Source organism: Bosea sp. 685 (genome assembly GCF_031884435.1).
Classification (GTDB): domain Bacteria; phylum Pseudomonadota; class Alphaproteobacteria; order Rhizobiales; family Beijerinckiaceae; genus Allobosea.
The window spans coordinates 2,675,430-2,692,056 of record NZ_CP134779.1 but is presented as its reverse complement, the minus strand read 5'-3'; the positions used below and the strand labels follow the sequence as shown (position 1 = coordinate 2,692,056).

16 protein-coding genes are annotated in these 16,627 nt (G+C 66.0%); 14 read left to right on the top strand and 2 right to left on the bottom strand.

Annotated features, from left to right (window positions below; translation table 11 throughout):
• Positions 1-81: 81 nt before the first annotated feature.
• Positions 82-1,608: an MFS transporter gene (locus tag RMR04_RS14155; RefSeq protein WP_311915229.1), complete on the bottom strand. Its 1,527-nt coding sequence runs from the start codon at positions 1,606-1,608 to the stop codon at positions 82-84.
• 170 nt (positions 1,609-1,778) lie between these two features.
• On the opposite strand from RMR04_RS14155, the gene RMR04_RS14150 reads away from it, so the two are divergent.
• Entirely contained in the window at positions 1,779-2,636 is an 858-nt protein-coding gene (locus RMR04_RS14150; protein WP_311915836.1) for a LysR family transcriptional regulator, read from the top strand.
• Between the two features lie 29 nt (positions 2,637-2,665).
• Positions 2,666-2,824, top strand: a complete 159-nt coding sequence (locus RMR04_RS14145) for a hypothetical protein (protein WP_311915228.1) — start codon at positions 2,666-2,668, stop codon at positions 2,822-2,824.
• A 50-nt stretch (positions 2,825-2,874) separates the two neighbouring features.
• On the opposite strand, the gene RMR04_RS14140 is transcribed toward RMR04_RS14145, so the two are convergent.
• On the bottom strand, positions 2,875-3,258 hold the full coding sequence (locus RMR04_RS14140) for a c-type cytochrome (protein WP_311915227.1): 384 nt from the start codon (positions 3,256-3,258) through the stop codon (positions 2,875-2,877).
• A 470-nt stretch (positions 3,259-3,728) separates the two neighbouring features.
• On the opposite strand from RMR04_RS14140, the gene kdpF reads away from it, so the two are divergent.
• From kdpF to cysG, 12 genes are all read left to right on the top strand, one after another.
• Entirely contained in the window at positions 3,729-3,815 is an 87-nt protein-coding gene (kdpF, locus tag RMR04_RS32110; protein ID WP_131856792.1) for a K(+)-transporting ATPase subunit F, read from the top strand.
• Positions 3,816-3,841: 26 nt separating this feature from the next.
• Positions 3,842-5,557, top strand: a complete 1,716-nt coding sequence (gene kdpA, locus RMR04_RS14135) for a potassium-transporting ATPase subunit KdpA (RefSeq protein ID WP_311915225.1) — start codon at positions 3,842-3,844, stop codon at positions 5,555-5,557.
• Between the two features lie 21 nt (positions 5,558-5,578).
• Positions 5,579-7,615, top strand: a complete 2,037-nt coding sequence (gene kdpB / locus RMR04_RS14130) for a potassium-transporting ATPase subunit KdpB (protein WP_410492246.1) — start codon at positions 5,579-5,581, stop codon at positions 7,613-7,615.
• A 23-nt stretch (positions 7,616-7,638) separates the two neighbouring features.
• Complete coding sequence (kdpC, locus tag RMR04_RS14125) at positions 7,639-8,229, top strand: potassium-transporting ATPase subunit KdpC (RefSeq protein WP_311915224.1); 591 nt, start codon at positions 7,639-7,641, stop codon at positions 8,227-8,229.
• Positions 8,229-10,949, top strand: a complete 2,721-nt coding sequence (locus RMR04_RS14120; protein ID WP_311915223.1) for a DUF4118 domain-containing protein — start codon at positions 8,229-8,231, stop codon at positions 10,947-10,949. The genes kdpC and RMR04_RS14120 overlap by 1 nt, the downstream gene beginning before the upstream one ends.
• Positions 10,946-11,641, top strand: coding sequence for a response regulator (locus RMR04_RS14115; RefSeq protein WP_311915222.1), 696 nt, complete (start codon positions 10,946-10,948; stop codon positions 11,639-11,641). Before RMR04_RS14120 ends, RMR04_RS14115 begins: the two co-directional genes overlap by 4 nt.
• A 191-nt stretch (positions 11,642-11,832) precedes the next feature.
• The gene (locus RMR04_RS14110; RefSeq protein WP_311915221.1) at positions 11,833-12,147 is read left to right on the top strand and encodes a 2Fe-2S iron-sulfur cluster-binding protein; all 315 of its coding nucleotides are present in this window, start codon (positions 11,833-11,835) and stop codon (positions 12,145-12,147) included.
• Positions 12,147-12,503, top strand: coding sequence for a DUF2849 domain-containing protein (locus RMR04_RS14105; RefSeq protein WP_311915220.1), 357 nt, complete (start codon positions 12,147-12,149; stop codon positions 12,501-12,503). Before RMR04_RS14110 ends, RMR04_RS14105 begins: the two co-directional genes overlap by 1 nt.
• A gap of 3 nt (positions 12,504-12,506) precedes the next feature.
• A complete protein-coding gene (locus tag RMR04_RS14100; protein WP_311915219.1) occupies positions 12,507-14,177 on the top strand; it encodes a nitrite/sulfite reductase in 1,671 nt (556 codons plus the stop codon).
• Positions 14,164-14,685: a DUF934 domain-containing protein gene (locus tag RMR04_RS14095; RefSeq protein WP_311915218.1), complete on the top strand. Its 522-nt coding sequence runs from the start codon at positions 14,164-14,166 to the stop codon at positions 14,683-14,685. Before RMR04_RS14100 ends, RMR04_RS14095 begins: the two co-directional genes overlap by 14 nt.
• 77 nt (positions 14,686-14,762) lie before the next feature.
• Entirely contained in the window at positions 14,763-14,930 is a 168-nt protein-coding gene (locus RMR04_RS14090; protein WP_311915217.1) for a hypothetical protein, read from the top strand.
• Positions 14,927-16,384 (top strand): siroheme synthase CysG, encoded by a 1,458-nt coding sequence (cysG, locus tag RMR04_RS14085; protein ID WP_311915216.1) that lies wholly within the window; start codon positions 14,927-14,929, stop codon positions 16,382-16,384. Before RMR04_RS14090 ends, cysG begins: the two co-directional genes overlap by 4 nt.
• Positions 16,385-16,627: the final 243 nt, after the last annotated feature.

Below are 16,627 nucleotides of genomic sequence, written 5' to 3'. Positions count from 1 at the left end.
CTGCCCGCCAATTCAGCTCCGACTGCCGCGATGTATGATGCGCCGTTCAGTAATCTGACCGCGCATGCGACATGACGGACGTCATTCGTGCGACGAACAGGCGGTTTCTCCGCGCCCGAAGACGACGAAGCTGAGCGCCGCAAGCAGCCAGACGCCGATGCCGCCATAGAGCATGACCCAGCCGAAGCCCTCGGTGAGCGCCTCGTGGACAACGGCGGCGGAGACATCTTCTGTCGGTAGGAGAGCGGTTCCCGATGCGATCCGCTCCGCCAGCGATCGCAATTGCAGCACATCGGCATCGCTCGGTAGCGCTGCCGCCAGCGATGCTCTGACGCCCTCGACCAGAACGAACCCCATCAGCGCGATATTGACCGCGAGCGAAATCATCCTCGCGCTCATGTCGATGCCCGACGCCATGCCCGCGCGTTCATTGGGCACCGAGCCGGTGGTCGTATTGGTGACGGGCGTGTTGGTGAAGCCGAGGCCGATTCCGGCCAGCAGGCAGCCGGGCAGCATCGTCAGCCAGCTCGCATGCGCAGCCGCGCTTCCAAGCTTCATCAGGATAAAGCCAAGGCCGATGATGAACAGGCCGGCCGGGATCACCAGGCCAGGCCGATAGCGCAGCGACAGGCGCTCCGCCAAAGGCGGCACCGCCAGCGTCGGCAATGTGTATGCGAGCAGCGCTAAGCCTGCCGCCATACTGTCGTAGCCGAGCCCCGCCTGGAACCAGATCGGCAAGTAAATCATGAATTGCCAGAAGCTGATGTTCATCGCCGCCGAGCCGATGACAGCGCCCGAAAAGGCGTGAATGCGGAACACGGAAAAATCGAACATCGGCCTCGGGCTGAGCTTCTCGGCGACGAGGAAGACGATGAAGCTCGCGACGGCGACGCCGAGGATCGCCAACGCTGCGGCGCTTGAAAAGCCGAGATCCGGACCCTGCGTGATGAAGAAGGCGAGGCAGAAAACCGACAGGGACAGGGTGAGAATGCCGGCGAGGTCGAGATGCGTCGCGCCGGGATCGCGCGATTCCTGCGCGCCGTTGAGGGCGAGGAGAAAGGTCACGACGCTAAGCGCGACATGGACGAGGAAGACCCATTCCCAACTCGACAAGGCGACGATCACCCCGCCGACGATCGGACCGAAGCCGAGCCCGATGCCGAAGATGACGCCCCACCAGCCGAACGCCATGCCGCGCTCGCGTCCCTCCCTGAACTGATGGGAGAGAACCGCAACCTGACAGATCAGCATCACTCCGCCGCTCATACCTTGAAGGAAGCGGGCGACGATCAGAACGGTCGCGCTCTGCGTCAGCCCGCAGATGAGCGAGGCGATGCCGAACGCGACGATCCCGATCAGGAAGACGCGCTTGCGGCCGTAGCGGTCGGCCAGCGTGCCCGTCGCCATGAGCACCGTGGTCACGGCGATCGTATAGGCGTTCATGATCCACTGGAGCTGCTTGAAATCCGCATGCAGCACCTGTTCCAGCGTCGGCAGGATCGCCGGCACGCTGGAGATCTCCAGGCCGAACATCAGGGACGACAAGCAGACGGCGGCGAGAGCGACGCTGCTCTGGCGTGAAGGGGACAGGGGAACGGCAAGGGTCATGCTTCGATCGGCCTTTCGACGTTGGGACGGCAACGGCGAAATCCGACCAGACGGGAGGAGCTGGGTGGCGCGGTCCGCATGTTGCCGTGGCGCGGCACGATAGCGGGAGCTTGATCACATCAGAACTGGATGTATTTATATTTCAGAGACAACAATATTGGATGATTGCGATGATCACGCTGGATGTGGAGTCGGTCCAGGCCTTCGTCGCCATCGCCGATTTCCAGAGCTTCACCCGTGCAGCCGACGCGCTCGGCACCACTCAGGGAGCGATCAGCGTGAAGCTGAAGCGGCTGGAAGACCGGATCGGCCAACGGCTTATCGAGCGGACGCCGCGCTCGGTGCGATTATCGGCCCAGGGCGCGGTGTTCCTCGACGCCGCACGCGGTTTTCTGGCCGCACATGAGCGCGCTGTCGCCGGGCTGTCCGCCTGCCGCCGCCGCTTTGCGCTCGGCATAGCCGCGCATGTCGCGGGGCCGGAACTGACGACCCTGCTGGCGCGGCTCAACGCCCATGATCCCGGCCTGACGATCGAAGTGCGCCTCGACAATTCCCGCGGCTTGCTCGACGCCTTCGATCGCGGCGAGCTCGACGCGGCGATCATCCGTAGAGAGGACGATCGCCGCGACGGTGAGATTCTGGGGCCGGAGCATTTCGGCTGGTTCGCAGCGCCGCAATTCGAGCACAGGCAGGGCGAGCCGGTGCGTCTTGCCGCGCTCGCTCCCTCCTGCGGCGTGCGGGATATCGCGACCCAGGCGCTCGATGCGACCGGCATTCCCTGGACGGAAGTTTTCCTCGGCGGCGGATCGTCGGTGGTAACGGCTGCCGTCTCGGCGGGCCTCGCCATCGGGGCCTTCTCCTGTCGGCTCGCGCCTCCCGGCACGGTGGAGGTCAGCCAGCGCTTCGGATTGCCGGACCTGCCATCGTCCGAAATCGTGCTGCATTCAACGCTCACCGACGCCAAGTCCCGTGAGGCGCTGCGTACGCTGGCGGCAGCATTCCGGGAGCATCGCGCGACGATCTCCTGACAATGATTCCATCACTCGCGGACGCTGCCATGAAGCATTCCCGCGAACTTCGGAGGGCTGCTTACGCAGGCTGGAACGGCGTCTGCCTGCTCGGTGCCGGCATCAGCGCGCTGACGATCGCCTTCTGGGCCGCGACCCTGCGAGCCACGCCTTCAATGGCCACAGGGCGCACGACTGCCGCGGAGTGATTTGAGGCGGAGCGCTTTGGCTAAACCTCAGCGCAGTCTAAAGCTTCTTGCTAAAGCTTCTTCCCGTCCGGGCCGAACTGCTTGAGGAAAGCGGTGAGGTCCTTGATCTCCTGCTCGCTCTTGATGCCGGCGAAGATCATCTTGGTGCCGGGGACCTTTGCCTTGGGGTCCTTGATGTATTCGGCGAAGGTCGCCTCGTCCCAGGTGATGCCGGAATTCTTGTTGGCCGCAGAGTAGCTATAGCCCTCGACCGAGCCCGAATGTCGCCCGAACAGGCCGTTGAGCTCGGGGCCGATCAGGTTCCTGGCACCTTCGCCGGTCTGATGGCAGGCGCGGCATTTGTTCCATGAGCGCTCGCCGGCGGTGATGTCCTGGGCAAGGGCCGGCAGGATGGCTGTGGCGGAGATCAGGAGGGCGCAGGCGATCGCTTTCATCAGGCTTCCTTCGAGGCTGGGCTGGGACCGCGCCGGTGAGATATGGGCGCAGTGAATCATGGCAGTCTGCGAACTGTTCTAACCTGCGAATATGGAAATCCCGAGAAGCTGACGGCCGCATATCGCCGCCCCTCTGCTCACATTCTCGGGATGAGGCGCTTCAACAGGTCTTCATTCGCACCGGTCTGAACACGCTCTCATCCGCATCGCCTCGCTCGTATCGCGAGCAGATGCCGTTAGGTTACATCGGATACGCGCTGCGTTATGGTGCGACTCGTTTCAATCTTTATGCCGCCTTTATGCGCTGCCCTGCCCTTCCGGCTCGACCCTTGAGCCCTCCGGGCACCATCTCTCCCGTCTAACCTGACCGGAGTAAGGCTCATGGCCGACATCCTCTATCTCGTGTGTGGAACCGGGGCCTTCGTGCTCTTCGGTTACTACGCAACGCTGCTGCGCAAGGTCTGACGATCATGGCGCTCACCTGGCTTTACGCGGCCGCGGCCCTCGGGCTCGCGGTCTACATGGTCGCCGCGCTTTTGCGCCCCGACCGCTTCTGACCTCAAAATCATAAGGAGACCTCGCAATGGATTGGCGGGGCTGGGCCGAGATCGTTTTCACGATCGCGTTGACGGTGGCCATGGGTTGGCCGCTCGGAATCTTCATGGCGCGCGTTTGGGCGGGCGAACGAACCTGGCTCGATCCGGTGCTTCGGCCGGTCGAGGCGCTCGCCTATGCCGCCTTCGGCATCGACCGCAACAAGGGGCAGAACTGGTTGAGCTATGCCGGGGCGGTGCTCGCATTCAGCGCGGCCGGCTTCGTGCTGCTCTATCTGCAGCTGCGCTTCCAGAACCTGCTGCCGCTCAACCCGCAAGGGTTTGACGGCCTGTCGCCGCATCTCGCCTTCAACACGGCGGTCAGCTTCGTCACCAACACGAACTGGCAGTCCTATGCCGGCGAGGCGACGATGAGCAATCTCAGCCAGATGGCGGGCTTGACGGTGCATAACTTCGTCTCGGCCGGCACCGGTCTGGCGATCGCTGCCGCGGTCGCACGCGCCTTTGCCACCGATCGCGGCGAGAACCTCGGCAATTTCTGGGTCGATCTGACGCGCACCACGCTCTATGTGCTGCTTCCGCTCTCGATCGTGACCGCGCTGGTGCTGGTCGCGGCCGGCGTGCCGCAGACCCTGCTCGCCAATGTCGAAGCCTCGACCATCGAAGGCGCCAAGCAGGTGATCTCGCTGTTCCCGACCGCCTCGCAGGAGGCGATCAAGCAGTGGGGCACCAATGGCGGCGGCATCTTCAACGTCAACTCGGCGCACCCGTTCGAGAACCCGACGCCGTTCACCAACCTGATCGAAGCCACCTCGATCAACGCGCTCGCCTTCGGCACCGTGATCGCTTTCGGGCGCATCGCCGGAGCGCGCAAGGAGGCCAAGGCGCTGATCGCCGTGATGGTCATCCTCGTCGGCGTCGCCGCAGCCGCGATCTATGCTTCGGAGACGCTGACGCCGCAGCCGGCGCTGATCGCAGCCGGCATCACCGACGCCCCGTCCAACATGGAAGGCAAGGAGGTCCGCTTCGGGCCGGCCGCCTCATCGGTCTGGGCGGCGCAGACCACCGGCGCTTCCAACGGCTCGGTCAACGCCATGCATGGCAGCTTCATGCCGCTCGGCGGCGGCGTTGCGATGTTCATGATCCAGCTCGGCGAGGTCCTGCCGGGCGGCGTCGGTTCCGGCCTTTACGGCATGGTGGTGATGGCGCTGCTCGCGGTCTTCGTCGCGGGGTTGATGGTCGGGCGTACGCCTGAATATCTCGGCAAGAAGGTCGAGGCGCGCGAGATCAAGTTCGCCATGCTGGCGGTGCTGATCCTGCCGCTCGCCATTCTCGGCTTCTCCGCTATCGCCGCGGTGTTGCCGGTCGCGCTCGAAGGCTTGCTGAACAAGGGACCGCATGGCCTCTCGGAGATACTCTACGCCTATTCGTCGGCGGCGGGTAACAACGGCTCGGCCTTTGCCGGGCTCTCCGCCAACACCCCCTGGTGGAACACGACGCTGGCCATCGGCATGCTGCTCGGTCGCTTCGCCTATATCGTGCCGGTGCTCGCCATCGCCGGCGCGCTCGCGGCCAAGCCGAAGCTCCAGCCTACCGCCGGCACCTTGCCGAGCGACAGCCCGCTCTTTGTCGGTCTGCTGATCGGCATCGTCTTGATCCTGGGCGGCCTGCAATTCTTCCCCGCGCTCGCTCTGGGCCCGATCGTCGAGCATTTCCAGCTGCTTGCAGCTGCGGCTTCACGCTAAGCCGACAAAGGAAATCCAATCATGTCCATGTCTTTCGTCAAATCCGGCGCGATCGACCAGAGCGTCGTGACGACCGCGCTGAAGAGCGCCTTCGTCAAGCTCAATCCTCGCGCGCTGACCGGCAACCCGGTCATCCTCGCGACCGAGGTGGTCGCGGCGCTCGCGACCGTCTCGGCCGGCGTCGCCATCGCCGGCGGCCTGCCGGCCAGCTTCCCGATCCAGATCGCGGTCTGGCTCTGGCTGACCGTGCTCTTCGCCAATTTCGCCGAGGCCATCGCCGAAGGGCGCGGCAAGGCGGCAGCCGACAGCCTGCGCGCCACCCGCGTCACCACCAAGGCCAAGCTGATCGTCGACGCCGCCCGCAATGCGATAGTCCCGACGCCGGCTCATGAACTCGTGCCGGGCGACATCGTGCTGGTCGAGGCCGGCGACGTGATGCCTGCCGATGGCGAGATCATCGAGGGTGTCGCCTCGGTCAACGAGGCCGCGATCACCGGCGAATCCGCTCCCGTCATCCGCGAGAGCGGCGGCGACCGCTCGGCCGTCACCGGCGGCACCACGGTCGTCTCCGACTGGCTCAAGGTGAAGGTCACCTCGCAGCAGGGCTCGTCCTTTCTCGATCGCATGATCGCGATGGTGGAAGGCGCCGACCGTCGCAAGACGCCCAACGAATTGGCACTCGCCGTGCTGCTGGCGGGACTGACACTGGTCTTCCTGATCGCCGTCGTGACGCTGACCGGGCTTGGGGCGTTCTCGGGCGTCACGCTTGACCCCATGGTGCTCGGCGCGCTCTTCGTGACACTGATCCCGACCACGATCGGTGGGCTGCTCAGCGCGGTCGGCATCGCCGGCATGGACCGGTTGCTGAAGGTCAATGTGCTTGCAACCTCCGGCCGCGCGGTCGAGGCGGCCGGCGACGTCGACACGCTGCTGCTCGACAAGACTGGCACGATCACCTTCGGCAACCGCATGGCGGTCGAGGTCGTGCCGGCTCCCGGCGTGCGGCCCGATGCGGCGCTGCGCGCGGCGCTGATCGCCTCGCTTGCCGACGAGACGCCCGAAGGCCGCTCGATCGTCGAGCTCGCCCGCAATCAGGGCGTGACCGCGCAAGCTCCGGCGGGGGCGACCTCGATCCCGTTCAGCGCGACGACGCGCCAGTCCGGCCTCGACGCCGACGGCAAGTCCTGGCGCAAGGGCGCGGTCGATGCGGTCATCCGCTCGCTCGACCTCTCCGAGAGCCAGGTTCCTGCCGAATTGCGCCAGGCGGTCGACCGCATCGCGCGGTCCGGCGGCACGCCGCTCGCCGTCAGCGAGAACGGTGCGCTGGTCGGCGTCATCCATCTCAAGGATGTGGTGAAGCCCGGCGTGAAGGACCGCTTCGCCGATCTGCGCCGCATGGGCGTTCGCACCGTCATGATCACCGGCGACAACCCGGTGACAGCGGCCGCCATCGCCTCGGAAGCCGGCGTCGACGACTTCCTCGCCGAGGCGACGCCCGAGGACAAGCTGCGTATCATCCGCACCGAGCAGGCCAAGGGCCGGCTGGTCGCGATGTGCGGTGACGGCGCCAATGACGCCCCTGCCCTGGCGCAGGCCGATGTCGGCGTCGCCATGCAGACCGGCGCGCAGGCCGCCCGCGAGGCCGGCAACATGGTCGATCTCGACTCGGACCCGACCAAGGTCCTGGAGATCGTCGAGGTCGGCAAGCAGTTGCTGATCACGCGCGGGGCGTTGACGACCTTCTCCATCGCCAACGACGTGGCGAAGTACTTCGCCATCATCCCGGCGATGTTCGTCGTCGCCCTGCCCTCGCTCGGCGCGATGAACATCATGGGCCTGTCGAGCCCGCAAAGCGCCATCCTCTCGGCTGTGATCTTCAACGCGCTGGTCATCGTCGCGCTGATCCCGCTGGCGCTGCGCGGCGTGCGCTACCGGGCGATCGGGGCCGCCAAGCTGCTCTCGCGCAACCTCACCATCTACGGCATCGGCGGGCTGATCGCGCCCTTCGTCGGCATCAAGCTGATCGACATGATCGTCGCGGCGCTGAAGCTCGCCTGACCGCTCATCAAAGGACAACGACCATGTGGTCCCATCTTCGCCCCGCCATCGTCTCGATGGTCTTCTTCACCCTCCTGCTCGGCGTCGCCTATCCGCTCGGCGTCACCGGGCTCTCCCAGGCGATGTTTCCGGCGCAGGCCGGCGGCTCGCTGATCCGCACCGCGACCGGCGATGTCGTCGGCTCGGAATGGATCGGCCAGAACTTCGCCGGCGAGGCCTATCTGCGCCCCCGTCCCTCGGCGGCCGGCAAGGACGGCTATGACGCCGCCAATTCCTCGGGCTCCAATTTCGGGCCGCTGAACGAGGATCTCGCCACGCGCATCAAGACCGATGCCGAGGCGATCCGCACCGCCGACGGCGCAGGCTCGCTGCCGGCGGACGCCGTGACGGCGTCTGGTTCTGGACTCGACCCGCATATCTCGCCGGAGAATGCCGCTCGCCAGATCGAGCGTATCGCCAAGGCGCGCGGCGCCCAGCCGGCACAGGTCGCCGAAATCATCGCCCAGAACACGCAAGGCTATCTGCTCGGGTTCATCGGCCGGCCGCGCGTGAATGTGCTGACGGCCAATCTCGCCCTCGACGCGCGCTATCCGAAGGCTCAAGCTAAGCCGTAATGACCACGGACGAGATCCGATTCCGGGAACAGGGTCGCCCTGATCCCGACGCCCTTCTGGCGCAGGCCGGCCGCGGTAAACGCGGCCGGCTGAAGATTTTTCTCGGCATGGCGCCGGGCGTCGGCAAGACCTACGAGATGCTCACCCAGGGCAAGCGCGCCCAAGCGGAGCATGGCGAGGTGCTGGTCGGCCTCGTCGAGACGCATGGCCGCCGTGAAACCGAAGCGCTGCTCGACGGGCTGGAGGTGATGGCGCGCCGGCCGATCGAGCATAATGGCCGCATGCTGATGGAATTCGACCTCGATGCGGCGCTGGCCTGCAAACCGCGCCTGCTGCTGGTCGACGAATACGCGCATTCCAATGCGCCGGGCAGCCGGCATCCCAAGCGCTGGCAGGATGTCGAGGAGTTGCTGGCGGCCGGGATCGACATCTGGACCACGCTGAACGTCCAGCATCTCGAGAGCCTCGTCGACGTGATCTGGAAGATCACCGGCGTGCGCCAGCGCGAAACAGTGCCTGACAGTGTCCTGAGCAGCGCCGACGAGATCGAATTGATCGACATCACGCCGAGCGAACTGCGCCAGCGCATGGCCGAGGGCAAGGTTTACCTCCCCGAGACGGCGCGGCTCGCCGCCGATCATTTCTTCAAGCCGGAGAACCTGACCGCGTTGCGTGAGCTCGCCTTGCGCCGCGCCGCCCAGACGGTCGACGATCACCTGAACCAGGCGATGAAGCGGGCCGGCGTCGAAGGCCCCTGGGCTGCCGGCGAACGCATCCTGGTGCTGATCGGGCCTGATGCGATGGCGTCCTCGCTCGTGCGCGCCGGCCGGCGCCTCTCCGACATGATGATGGACGCGCCCTGGACGGTTGCTCATGTTGAGCGCCCCAATCGCGCAGAGGTCGATCCGGCACGCGGCCAGCGGCTGGCCGAGGCGCTCAAGCTCGCCGAACAGCTCGGAGCCGCCAATGTCGTGCTGACGAGTGACGATCTCGTCGCCAGCGTGCTGGAATATGCGCGCCGCAACAACGTCACCCAGATCGTCGTCGGAAAATCGCATCGCAAGGGCTGGCGCGCCTGGTTCCATCGCTCACTCGCCCCTGCCCTGCTGGAGGCGCAGAATGGTGCGGCGCTTCACATCATCACCGATATCGCCTCCGTACCGGCGGGTCCGTCCACGGCCGCACCCAAGCGCGACTTCTCCTGGCGCGGCCATATCGGCGCGGCGATCATGGTGGCTGCGGCAGTCGTCGTCGCGACATTGGTCGATCGTCAGGCGGAGAACGCCAACCTCGCCATGCTGTTTCTCGTCAGCGTGCTTGCAGCCGGCGTCGCCTTCGGCCTTTGGCCGTCGCTGACGGCGGCAGGGCTCGCCGCCCTCGCCTACAACTTCTTCTTCCTCGAGCCGCGTCTGTCGATGTGGATCGGCAATCCGGCGGATGTGCTGACCTTCGCGGTGTTCTTCGTCGCGGCCGTCGCCACCGGCGGCCTGACCGGGCGCATCCGCGACCAGGCCAAGGCGACGGCGCGGCGCGCCTCGGCGATCGCGGCGTTGCTGGCGGCAAGCCGCAGGCTCTCAGGCGCAGCACGCAAGGAAGATGCTGCAGCCGTGCTGGCCGAGCAGCTTTCGGCGGCAACAGCCGGAAAGGTCATCGTCCTGCTGCCGCAAGGAGACGAGATCGCGCCCAGCGCCGGTGCGCCCGCACTGGAGCCGCTGACCACCGCCGACATGACAGCGGCACGCTGGAGCTGGAACCGGGGCGAACCCGCCGGCGCCGGCACCGGCACGCTGCCCAATGTCGCCTGGACCTTCCGGCCGCTGCAGGGCGTGCGGGCTCGTTCGGGCGTGGTCGGGTTCGAGCCCAAGGCGCTGCTGGGTGCGGAGAATGAGCGTTTTGCCATGGCGCTGCTCGACCAGGGCGCGATTGCGCTCGAGCGGGTGGAGCTTGCCGCAGCCGCTGTCGACGCCGAGGCGCTGCGCCGGACCGACCGATTGCGCTCGGCATTGCTGAACTCGGTCAGCCATGATCTGCGCACGCCGCTCGCCACCGTGCTCGGCTCCGTGACGACGCTGATCGATTTCGGCAAGAGCGTCGAGCCGGCCGTGGCCGATGATCTGCTTTTATCCATTCGCGAGGAGGCCGAGCGTCTCAACCGCTATGTCGGCGACCTGCTCGATATGACGCGGCTGGAAGGCGGCGCGCTGGTGACGCGCCGCGATTGGACCGATGTCCGCGACGTGATCTCGGCCGCGATCGCGCGGGTGTCGCGGCGCCTGGAGAACCGCCGCATCCAGCGCGATTTTCCAGCCGAGCTCTCAGCGGTGCCCGCTGATCCGTCTTTGCTCGAACAGGCCCTGGTCAACATCCTGGAGAACGCGATCGCCTATAGCGAGAACGGTTCGCTGATCGAAACCGCGGCCTATGAAGACCGGGGCAATGTCGTGATCTCGATCGAGGACGAAGGTCGCGGCATCCCGACTGCCGAACTCGAACGCGTCTTCGAGAAGTTCCGGCGCATGGAAGAGGCGACCGATCGCGGCGGCGAGCGTGGCAAGGGGGCGGGCCTCGGCCTTGCCATCTCCAAGGGCTTCGTCGAGGCCATGGGCGGGCGCATCGCGGCCGCAAGCCCGATCCAGGACCGGCCGGACGGTTCCAAGGGCGGCACCCGCATATTGATCAGCCTGCGCAAGAACGGCGCAGCGCAGGAGGTTCTGTCATGACCGCTTTCCGCCCCCGCATCCTCGTCATCGACGACGAGCCGCAGATCCACCGCTTCCTCGGCCCGGCGCTCGATGCGGCAGGCTACGAACATGTCCGCGCCGACGACGCCACCGCCGGCCTGCGCGAGATCGCGCGCAAACCGCCCGACGCCGTGGTGCTCGATCTCGGCTTGCCCGACATGGACGGCAAGGAGGCCCTGGCCAAGGCGCGCGCCTTCTATGACGGGCCGGTGATCATCCTCTCGGCGCGAGACCGCGAGACCGAGAAGATCGATGCGCTCGATGCCGGCGCCGATGATTATGTCGAAAAGCCCTTCGGCGTCGGGGAATTGCTGGCGCGCCTGCGCGTCGCGCTGCGCCACCGCATCGAGCGGCAAGGCGCGGAGGCAACGATCCGCTCGGGCGATGTCGAGATCGACCTCGTCAACCGCCGGATCAGCCGCGCCGGGGTGCATGTCAAACTCTCGCCGAAGGAATACGACCTGCTCGCCAGCCTGGCCGGCGGAAATGGCCGCGTGCTGACGCATCGCCAGATCCTGACCGCGGTCTGGGGGCCGGCGCATGAGCATGACGTGCAATATCTGCGCGTCTTCGTCGGGCAGTTGCGCCAGAAGCTCGAGGATGACCCCGCAACGCCGAAGCTGATCGAGACCGAGCCAGGCGTAGGATATCGGCTGGGCGGATTGGTCTGACGCAGCCATCGTCGCCTCTCCTCCCGTGGAGGAAAATCCACTCGATGGGCGCCATGCTCGAGGAGTCGGAAAGAGAAATCTCCTCTTTTTGATCGGGAATAAGAAAAAACACGCTACCTTGCGTGAATTGAACCGATCGCCGCTCTGGCTTATTTGAAACGTTCGGAAGAACGAACGGGACAAGCGGCGCAGTGGCCATTCTGAATGTGATCGACCGCGACGGTCGCGCCCATGAACTCGAAGCCGTCGAAGGCTGGCGGGTGATGGAGATTCTGCGCGACTACAAGGTCGGCATCGAAGGCGTCTGCGGCGGCTCCTGCGATTGCGCCACCTGCCACGTCGTCGTCGCGCCCGACTGGGCCAAGCGCCTGCCCGAACCGCGCGAGGACGAAATCGACGCGCTCGACACCTTGCCATTAATCGAGGCGACCTCGCGCCTCTCCTGCCAGATCATCTGGTCCGACGAACTCGACGGGCTGACGCTCACCTTGGCGGAGGCCGCGTGATGGCTGCCGCCCCCAAGCGCGTCCCCTTGCCGGCGATCCTGCTCGCCAACGACCTGCTCGACGGTGATGTCGTCTTCGCCGTTGCCGGCGCCAACGGGCAACTCGCCTGGACGCGCGATCCGGCGCTGGCGCTGGTCGCCTCGAACGATCCTGCCGCAGAGAGCCTCGAGGCTTTCGCGGCGGCCGAGATCGCGGGCAACCGTGTGGTCGATGCCTATCTCGTCGATGTCACCATGGAGACCGGCCAGCCGGTTCCGCGACATTTCCGCGAGAGATTCAAGACGCTGGGGCCCAGCAACCGTCCCGATCTCGGCAAGCAGGCCGGGGACGGGATCGATGCCGGGCAGAGGGCCTGACCGATGTATCGCTATGATGAATTCGACGAGCGTTTTGTCCGCGAGCGGGTCGCGCAGTTCCGCGACCAGGTCGCGCGGCGGCTCGACGGCTCGATCACCGAGGATGAGTTCAAGCCGCTCAGGCTCAAGAACGGTGTCTATCTGCAGCTCCACGCCTATATGCTGCGCATCGCCATTCCCTATGGCACGCTGTCGTCGAAGCAATTGCGCCAGCTTGCGCTGATCGGTGAACGCTACGACCGCGGCTACGGCCATTTCACCACGCGCCAGAACCTGCAGTTCAACTGGCCGAAGCTGCGCGACGTGCCCGAAATCCTGGACCTGCTCGCCGATGTCGAGATGCATTGCATCCAGACCTCCGGCAATTGCATTCGCAACGTCACGGCCGACCATTTTGCCGGCGTGGCACAGGACGAGATCGAGGATCCGCGCCCGACCGCCGAACTCATCCGGCAATGGTCGTCGCTCCATCCCGAATTCGACTACCTGCCGCGCAAGTTCAAGATCGCAGTGACCGGCGCCGAGCATGACCGCGCCGTGATCAAGGCGCACGACATCGGCCTGCGCCTGCGCCGCCACCCGGATACCCACGAAGTCAGCTACGAGGTCAGCGTCGGCGGCGGCCTCGGCCGCACCCCGATGATCGGCAAGGTCGTGCGCGACTACCTGCCCAAGGATGATCTGCTCGCCTTCCTCGAGGCGATCATGCGGGTCTATAATCTCGAGGGCCGGCGCGACAACAAATACAAGGCGCGGGTCAAGATCCTCGTCCACGAGATCGGTGTCGAGGAGTTCCGCCGCCGTGTCGAGGAGGAGTTCGCGCGGCTCGACGGGCCGTCGGTGAACGCTGATCCGGCTGAGGTCGCGCGCATCGCCGCCTATTTCAAGGCGCCGGACTATGAGGCTCTGCCGGCGATAAGCCGGGTGCTGGAAGCGACGAAAGCCGCCAACCCCGCTTTCGCGCGCTGGGTCGAAGTCAATACGATCCCGCACAAGGCGCCAGGCTATGCGGCGCTGACGATCTCGCTGAAGCCCGTTGGCGAGGCGCCGGGCGATGCGACCTCCGACCAGATGCGGCTCGTCGCCGATCTCGCCGAGCAGTATTCGCAAGCCGAAATCCGCGTGACCCATGCGCAAAATCTCGTCCTGCCCTATGTCCGCCAGCGCGACCTCTTCGCGATCTGGCAGAGACTCGGCGAAGCCGGGCTCGCAAGCGCCAATATCGGCCTGATCACCGACATCATCTCCTGCCCCGGGCTCGATTACTGCGCGCTGGCGACGGCACGCTCGATCCCGATCGCGCAGGCGATCCAGCATCGTTTCGCTGATGACAATCGCCAGAAGGCGATCGGCGAGCTCAACATCAAGATTTCGGGCTGCATCAACGCCTGCGGCCATCACCATGTCGGCCATATCGGCATTCTCGGCCTGGAGAAGCGCGGGATCGAATCCTATCAGATCACGCTTGGCGGCGATGCCACCGAGAATGCCGCGATCGGCGAGATCCTGGGGCCCGGCCTCGCGGCGGAGGATGTTCCCGACGCGATCGAGCGGATCGTGAACGTCTATCTCTCCGAGCGGGCCGAGGGCGAGAGCTTCATCGAGAACGTCCGCCGCATCGGCCTTGCCCCGTTCAAGGCCGCCTTCCAGGAGGTTGCCCATGCCGTTGCTTGATCGGAACGGCACCAAGGTCGACGCCTGGACGCGCAGCGAAGGCTCAGGGATCGACAATCTCTCGCAGGCGCTGGTGCCCTGGGAGGCGCTGACCGAGGCTCTGCAACACAAGACGCGCGACCAGCGCATCGGCGTCGTGATCCCCAACAACATCCGCATCGCCGAGCTCAAGCTGGTGCTGCGCCAGCTCTCGCTGATCGCGGTCAGCTTCCCCGCCTATTCGGACGGGCGCGGCTTCAGCCTCGCCAAGCTGATCCGCAATCATGGCTTCACCGGAACCTTGCGTGCGAGCGGCCCGCTGATCGCCGACCAGTTCGCCTATGCGCTGGCTTGCGGCTTCGACGAAATCGAACTGCCCGAGGCCAGCGCGGCGCGTCAGCCGGTCGAGCAATGGCTCAAGGCCGTGGGCCAGATCAGCCATGGCTATCAGCGCGGCTATGGCGACAGCCACAACATTCTCGACCAGCGCCGCACGGCCCGCGCCGCCGGCCGCCTCGCCGCGTCTTAAACGCGATGGCGCCCGGCGCGGCCGACAGAGACAGCGCCGCCGGACCGGCGACATTGCGCGGTTTGAAGGAGGACAGCATGGACAGCGAGATCGCAAATCTGCTTCCGAAGCAGCCCCATGAGCGCTGGTTCGATCTTTGCTTTCGCTTTATCATTGTGCTCTTGGCTGTCTTCTGGTTGCTGATGCCGCCAGCGGGGGGCGAGACGCGCCCCACGGATGTCAGAGCCACCACAGCGACGCGATGAGCGAAAGACAACCAGAGCCGACCACCGCGCGCCGCATCGACAGGCTGGCGACGCTGCCGCTCTTCCACAAACTGGAAGGACGCAAGGTCGTGCTCGCCGGCGGCAGCGAGAGCGCGCTCTGGAAGGCCGAATTGATCGCGGCGGCCGGGGCCGACCTCCGTGTTTTCGCCGGCGATGCCGCTGACCGCTTTACGGCCCTCGCCAACGAGCCGCCAGCCGGCCGCGTGACCGTGGTTGCCCGGCATTGGCAGCCTGACGATCTGGCCGACGCAGCGCTTGCCATCGGCGATATCGAGGATCTCACTGAGGCGCGCGCCTTCGCGGCGGCTGCGCGGCAGCTCGGCGTGCCGGTCAATGTCGTCGACAAGCCTGAATTCTGCGATTTCGCCTTCGGTTCACTGGTCAACCGTTCGCCCCTGATCGTCGCGATCTCCACCGACGGTGCCGCGCCCGTCTTCGGGCAGGCGATTCGCGCCAAGATCGAGGGATTGCTGCCGGCCGGGCTGAAGAGCTGGGCGCAGGCGGCCAAGGACTGGCGGCCCGCCGTGCAGCTGCGCGAGCTTCCTTTCGCGCTTCGCCGCGCCTTCTGGGAGCGCTTCACGGCGCGCGCCATCGCAGCTCCCGAACGTGACCCCGGCGAGATCGACAGGAGCGACCTCTTCAGCGCGCTCGACCGACTCGAAAGCGCCCATGACGGCACCGGTCGGGTGACCCTGGTCGGCGCCGGCCCGGGCGACCCGGAACTGCTGACGCTGAAGGCCATCCGCGCGCTGCAGAGCGCCGACATCATCTTGTATGACGACCTCGTCTCGCCTGGCGTGCTGGAATTCGCCCGCCGCGAAGCCAAGCGCATGCTGGTCGGCAAGACCGGCTATGGCCCGTCCGTCAAACAGAGCGACATCAACGCCCTGATCGTCGCGCTGGCGAGCCAGGGCAAGCATGTCGTGCGCCTCAAGGGCGGCGACCCCGGCATCTTTGGCCGCGCCGGCGAGGAGATCGAGGCCTGCGCGGCCGCCAATATCCCGGTCGCCATCGTGCCCGGCATCTCGGCGGCACAAGGGGCCGCAGCCTCGCTTGGCCTCTCACTGACCCATCGCGACCATGCGCGCCGCCTGCAATTCGTCACCGGTCATGCCCGCAGCGGCGACCTGCCTGACGATCTCGACTGGCAGGCCATGGCCGACCCCTATGCGACGACAGTGATCTACATGGCGCGCGCCACGCTCGCAGGGTTCCGCGACCGTGCCGTGGCGGCCGGGCTCGATCCGCAGACGCCAGCCGTCGCCGTGCTGGCGGCGACACGGCCGGACGAAGTCCGGCTGGCCGCGACGATCGCGACATTGCCTGATATGCTCGCCCAGTTGCCGGCCAAGGGGCCTGTGCTCGTCCTGGTGGGGCATGCGCTGGGGGCGGTGGCTGCCACCAGCGCAACGCAGGATTTGCGCCGGGCCTGAGTTCGGCGCCGCGACAACGGCCTATTTGAATTTATGCCTGATTTGTCCGCAAACCTCGTTGCGCGGAAAATTGCCTGACCAAAAATACGGTGGAACGCCTTCAAGGGAGACGCGTTTTCTCCCATAGGGTTCAAGTTTGGAACGGGCCTGCTGCAGCATGCCGTTGAGGCTGGTGCGAAAATTCAGTACGTTTCGTTTGTTATTCAGAACGAATGTCGGTGGTTCCTAGGGAGCCTCCGGCAT